The sequence below is a fragment of the Citricoccus parietis genome, assembly GCF_042433045.1.
GTDB lineage: Bacteria > Actinomycetota > Actinomycetes > Actinomycetales > Micrococcaceae > Citricoccus > Citricoccus parietis.
On the sequence record NZ_JBHLWH010000023.1, the window covers coordinates 1 to 5,636 of the forward strand.

6 protein-coding genes are annotated in these 5,636 nt (G+C 68.2%); 3 read left to right on the forward strand and 3 right to left on the reverse strand.

Translation table 11 applies throughout. The annotated features are described in order from the left end of the window. Positions 1–200: 200 nt before the first annotated feature. From ACFFIO_RS08595 to ACFFIO_RS08605, 3 genes are read left to right on the forward strand one after another with little or no spacing between them, the layout of a single operon-like run. Positions 201–1,292 (forward strand): S-(hydroxymethyl)mycothiol dehydrogenase, encoded by a 1,092-nt coding sequence (locus ACFFIO_RS08595; protein WP_378041173.1) that lies wholly within the window; start codon positions 201–203, stop codon positions 1,290–1,292. Next, entirely contained in the window at positions 1,292–1,939 is a 648-nt protein-coding gene (locus ACFFIO_RS08600) for an MBL fold metallo-hydrolase (protein WP_378041174.1), read from the forward strand. The genes ACFFIO_RS08595 and ACFFIO_RS08600 overlap by 1 nt, the downstream gene beginning before the upstream one ends. 56 nt (positions 1,940–1,995) lie before the next feature. Next, positions 1,996–2,616: a uridine kinase gene (locus ACFFIO_RS08605; RefSeq protein WP_378041175.1), complete on the forward strand. Its 621-nt coding sequence runs from the start codon at positions 1,996–1,998 to the stop codon at positions 2,614–2,616. Between the two features lie 85 nt (positions 2,617–2,701). On the opposite strand, the gene ACFFIO_RS08610 is transcribed toward ACFFIO_RS08605, so the two are convergent. From ACFFIO_RS08610 to ACFFIO_RS08620, 3 genes are all read right to left on the reverse strand, one after another. Beyond that, positions 2,702–3,484 carry a lipoate--protein ligase family protein gene (locus ACFFIO_RS08610; protein ID WP_378041178.1) on the reverse strand — a complete coding sequence of 261 codons (783 nt, stop codon included), beginning with the start codon at positions 3,482–3,484 and terminating at the stop codon, positions 2,702–2,704. A gap of 1 nt (position 3,485) precedes the next feature. Next, a complete protein-coding gene (locus tag ACFFIO_RS08615) occupies positions 3,486–4,352 on the reverse strand; it encodes a thioesterase family protein (protein WP_378041176.1) in 867 nt (288 codons plus the stop codon). 41 nt (positions 4,353–4,393) lie between these two features. Beyond that, positions 4,394–5,636, reverse strand: a 1,243-nt coding sequence (locus tag ACFFIO_RS08620) for a SpoIID/LytB domain-containing protein (RefSeq protein ID WP_378041177.1), incomplete at its 5' end; no start/stop codon positions are given.

Here is a 5,636-nt window from a genome sequence, read left to right on the forward strand (position 1 = left end):
TCCCGCCTGCCAGGTTCCCGAACAGTCTAAACAGACCCCCATGAACCACGTCACAGATATCCACAACGCAAATCCGAGGCCTCCGGATACGTCTCACAGGGAACCTGCCACCCACGCCGCGCCAGATGTGATGGGATGGATCCGAAACCACCCACGAGTCGGAGCCCTGCCCCACCGCGGGCCCCGGAAGGAGCAGCACCGTGCCCCAGCAGGTCCAGGCGGTCGTCGCCACGGCGAAGGACGCCCCCGTCAGCATCGAGACCATCGTCATTCCGGATCCGGGTCCGGGTGAAGCCGTCGTCGACATCCTCACCTGCGGCGTGTGCCACACCGACCTGCACTACGTCCAGGGCGGCATCGGTGACAACTACCCCTACCTGCTCGGCCACGAGGCCACCGGTGTCGTCTCCCAGATCGGCGAGGGCGTCACGGACGTGGCCGTCGGTGACAAGGTCATCCTCAACTGGCGGGCCGTCTGCGGCGAGTGCCGCGCCTGCAAGAAGGGCCAGCTCCAGTACTGCTTCAACACCCACAACGCCACCCAGAAGATGACACTCGAGGACGGCACCGAGCTCGATCCGGCCCTGGGTATCGGCGCCTTCGCCGAGAAGACCCTGGTCGCCGCCGGCCAGTGCACCAAGGTCGAGGGCGTCTCCGATGAGCAGAACGCCGCTGCCGGGTTGCTCGGCTGCGGCATCATGGCCGGCATCGGCGCCGCCATCAACACCGGGGAAGCCAAGCGCGGCGAGTCCGTGGCCGTCATCGGCTGCGGCGGTGTGGGCACGGCCGCCATCGCCGGCGCCAAGCTGGCCGGGGCCACCACCATCATCGCCGTGGACCTCGACCAGCGGAAACTGGACAAGGCCGTCGAGCTCGGAGCCACCCACACGGTCAACTCCAAGAAGCAGGATGCCGTCGAGGCCATCCAGGCCCTCACCGGAGGATTCGGCGCCGATCTCGTCATCGACGCCGTCGGCCGCCCCGAGACCTACAAGCAGGCCTTCTACGCCCGCGACCTGGCCGGCCGCGTCGTCCTCGTCGGCGTCCCGACGCCGGAGATGCAGCTGGAGCTGCCCCTCGCCGACGTCTTCGGTCGCGGTGGATCGCTGAAGTCCTCCTGGTACGGCGACTGCCTGCCCTCCCGCGACTTCCAGATGCTGATCGACCAGTACAACCTGGGCCGCCTGGACCTGGACGCCTTCGTCACCGAGACCATCGGTCTCGGCGATATCGAGGCCGCCTTCGCCAAGATGCACTCCGGTGACGTCCTCCGCTCGGTGGTGGTGCTCTGATGGCTCGCATCAACAAGATCGTCACCTCCGGCACCTTCTCCCTGGACGGCGGCACCTGGGAGGTGGACAACAACGTCTGGATCGTCGGCGACGACGAGACCTGCGTGGTCATCGATCCCGCCCACGATGCCCTCGAGGTGCAGAAGGCCGTCAACGGACGCCAGGTCCTGGCCATCCTGCTGACCCATGGACATGACGACCACATCCGCGCCGTCCAGATGTTCCGCTCCCTCGTGGACGCCCCCGTGCTGCTGCACGAGGCCGACCGGATGCTGTGGGACACCGTCTACCCGGACCAGGCCCCTGACGGCACCATCTCCGACGGCGAGGCGTTCACCGTGGCCGGCATCCAGCTCACCGCGCTGCACACCCCGGGGCATTCCCCGGGTTCGGTCTGCTTCCATTCCCCGGAACTGGTCAGCGAGTCCGGAACCCAGGGCGTCGTCTTCTCCGGCGACACCCTCTTCCAGGGTGGACCGGGTGCCACCGGGCGGTCCTACTCGGACTTCGGTACCATCGTGGAGTCGATCAAGAACCGGCTCCTGACGCTGCCGGACGAGACCACGGTCAACACCGGCCACGGGGACTCCACCACGATCGGCGCCGAAGCCCCGCACCTGCAGGAGTGGATCGACCGCGGTCACTGACCGCCGGGCCGGTCTCCCGCCAGGCGCTGCCAGTCTCTGACGGGAACACCGACTCTGTGAGTACCGCATCCTCCGAACACCTGTCCGGAGGCCTCGTCCTGTTGGGCGGGGCCTCCGGTTCGGGTAAGTCCTATCTGGCCCGGACCTACGGCCGTCCGCACCTGCTGCTGGACGCCTTCTACCGGGAGATCTCCGAGGACCAGAAAGGCGACCCGCAACGGTCGTTCCCCCGCACCGCCTACGGTGAGATCGACTGGGACCACCCAGGGACGTGGAATGCACGCGCCGCCGTGGACGCGATCATCGAACTCCGGGAGACCGGCCGCACCCGCGTGCCCGACTACTCCATCACCACGTCATCCATCACCGGCTACGTGGATCTCGAATTGGCCGGAGGGCCCATCGTGGCGGAGGGCATCTTCGCCGCGGAGCTCCCCCGCATCCTCTCCCGGCTCGGCGTCGACTTCCAGGCCTGGTACATCGACCAGCATCGGCTCACGACGGCGGCCCGCCGGTTGGCGCGCGACCTCGCCGAACGCCGGAAGCCGGTCCCCTTCCTCATCCAGCGAGGCTGGTCCCTCCTCCGCAAGGAGCGGGAGATCCGCGACCACTACCTGGACGCCGGCTTCACGCCGGTGCCGAAGGCCGAGCTGCATCGGCGTCTCGCAGCGCGCTGACGTCGCGGCGCCAACGCCGCAGCGGACCACAGCGGTGGCCGTCTCCTGGGACGGACCAGGCAAACCACCGGACGAACCGGATGACCTACCGGCGCGGAACCGCCCGAAGCAGGTCAGCCCAGGGCCGGTCCTCCACGGGCTGGTAGGCCGCGCGCAGTCCGGCGGCGAACGTCTCCACGTCGAGCCCCGGCACGGCGTCCGTGGCTGCCCCCGCCGTCGCCGGATCCCAGTCCAGGCCGAGTGCCTCGTAGACATCCACGAGCACGGCCCGGATCGGCGAGGGATCCTCCACCACGATCGATGAGGAGAACAACCAGGCCCCCTTGACGACCCGCTGCGCCGTGCCCGCCAGCTTCACAGGTCCACGCTCGGCTCCGCCCGGCCCGGGCGGCAGCGGCGTGTGCACCGAGTACTCCCCCGGGCAGTACTCCCCGGGGACCTCTCCGACGGCGGCCGGTACCCCAGCGCTCCGGAGCACCTGGGCTAGCATGTCGCCGAACCCGGCGAAGCGGTCCTGGAACCCCTGCATCGCGTCCTGGTCGCTCTGGATGTGATCCACCACCACGCTGCCGCCGTGATAGGCCGCGGCCCGGCCGCCCGCGCGCCGGACCACGGGCGCGAAACCGTGTACACGGCACGCCTGCTGGGCTCGGGCGAAACCGGGCAACCGGGTGTCCCGCTGGCCGAAGGCCACGGTGGGAGCGGGGCGATAGACGCGGACCATCGGAGAACTGATCACCCCGCTCTGGGCGGCACGGAGCAGGGTGATCCCGTAGTCGAGGTCCTCTGCCGGGCCCAGCGATGGCCCCTGCCGGGTCCACTGCAGCACGACCGGTGGGGCCGCGTGTCGAGCCGACGGCTGGACCATCTCAAGCATCGACGGAGGGGACCTTCCGGACCGTCTGGATCTGCTCGGATCGCCCGAACGGTCCCCGTTCGTCATGGAGGACGGAGGAGGTCAGCCCGATCCCGTCCGAGCCCATGTTCGAGGTGGTCGCATATCCCAACCATGGACCCACGGGGTCGCGGTAGAGGTGGATCTGCAGGTCGACGTTCGGGAAGCCGTAGCCGCCAGGACCGGCGTCCAGCACGGGGGCGACCCCGTTGGAGGTGTCCGCCATCCCCATCAGCCGGACGAGGTCACTGGTCGGCTCGCCCGCGATCATGTCCACCGCAGTGGTGGACCAGCAGCGCCCGTGCCCCGGTGCGTGATCCGGGGCCACCCGCATCTCCAGCGATTTGATGTAGCCACCGGGCCACCGCTGTTCCATCGCCGGGAACGGCCGGCACTGGGCCACGGGGGTGAGGGCGGAGTCGTTCGTGACGGCCACGTCGGCCGTGTCCGAGATGACGAGGCGCCAGGCTCGGGCCACCAGGACGACGCGCCCCTGGGCCACCAAGGTCGACTCCACCAGTTCGATGGTCCGCCCGGGGCGCACGGTACGGGTGGTGACCGTGAGGGGCCCGTAGTGCAGTGTTCCGAGGATCTCGAAGGACAACCGGGCCAACCGCAGCTCGGGACGCGGATCGTGGGCCAGGATCTCTGCCGTCATCAGTCCAGAGACCGGGGCCATGTGGAGTTCGTCGTCTCGCCACGTGCCCTGGGCGTGGATCAGCGAGTCGAACTCCGAGGTACGCACCCCGTCCACCACGCTGGGAGGTGAGGTCCGCTGGAAGTTGGCGCCGACGTCGTGCCCCTCGATGCCGGAACCGCCGGCCATGGTGGTGGAAGTCATGCCCTCCATCCTGCCAGACCGAGCCGGGCCGACTCTTGCGGCTAGGCCGAGACCACCGAGCTCACCCAGGCGGACTTGACCCCGGTCCGGGACCGAAACTGGGTACCGGTCAACGTGGAGGTGTCACCTTGCGACGAGGTCCCGGTGATCCGCGCGATCGCCTGGTCCTTCCCCGTGGTGAACCGGACCGAGACGACATCCTTCAGGTTGAAGGCCCGGGCCATCGTGGTCTGACTGACCGTGCTGACCCAGGAGGCGTTCGGGTTGCCCGCAGCGGAGCTGACACTGTAGGGATCTCGCTTCGACGTCAGGTAGGCGACGCTGTTCCCCCAGACATCAGCCGCGTCGCGAGTAGATCCACCGGACGACGAGTAATAGGTAGCGTCCGCGACCAAGTTTCCGTACCAGATGCTCTGTGCCTGGGTCGGCGTACCGGAACTGTTCTTCGTCAGGGTGGCATCGACCGCCTTCACCCAGCGGTCGCCCCACCGGGTGCTGCCCGTAGTCTCGGACTCCTTAGCCCATCCGGTGAACTTCTGCGAACGGATCTCGTCCCACACATGGCAGTCGCACTCGGACTTCACCGAGGCGGTCTGGCGCAGGGCGTAAGAACGGCTGGCCAGCGCCTGCGCCTGGAGAGCTTCGGCAGGCCAAGAAGACGGCATTTCGGCGATGCCGTACAGATATTCGTCATTCAGCCGCAGTTCGGTGATCAGGTTGACCTTGCCCGAGACCACGGTCGCGACCACACGGCCATGGGCCAGGGTGAGCGGTCTCGACCCTCCATCGCCCTGAGGGATCGTCAGGGTGCCCGAGGGGCCACTGAGCCAGTACCGAGTGCCGCCCCACTCCACGTTGGCGGTCTCCATGGCGTGCTTGTTGCCGTTGCCGAGAGTGGCCAGGACCCGGCGTGAGTTGTTGGGATCCACGGTCAGCCTCACGGGTTCCGTCGTCTGCTTGACACCTTGGGCGGTATGGATCCGTAGGGTGTTCGACGGCTCCAGTCTGATGGAATCCGCCGAGAGAACGTGAACACGGACATTGTTGCCAGCACGGAGGGAGGAGGCGCGGACCTCTGCCGGACCATAGTAGTGGTCGATAATCTGCTCTGAGCTCTTGCCCCCCGCCGCCATCGCACGGGCACCGTACTGGCTCATGCCGACGCCGTGGCCCCAGCCGGAGCCCGTCACCGTGAACGAGGTGTTCCGCGCAGCCTTCCGGGTCCAGGTCGCGATGGTCTTGGTGCCGGTCAGCCCGTGGGCGTTCTCCGTCCGCAGACCCCAC

Bases quoted from the DNA above. Each gene is read 5' to 3' on its own strand.
- ACFFIO_RS08600 (WP_378041174.1), top strand. From the start codon at position 1,292: ATGGCTCGCATCAACAAGATCGTCACCTCCGGCACCTTCTCCCTGGAC.
- ACFFIO_RS08610 (WP_378041178.1), bottom strand. From the start codon at position 3,484: ATGGTCCAGCCGTCGGCTCGACACGCGGCCCCACCGGTCGTGCTGCAG.
- ACFFIO_RS08615 (WP_378041176.1), bottom strand. From the start codon at position 4,352: ATGACTTCCACCACCATGGCCGGCGGTTCCGGCATCGAGGGGCACGAC.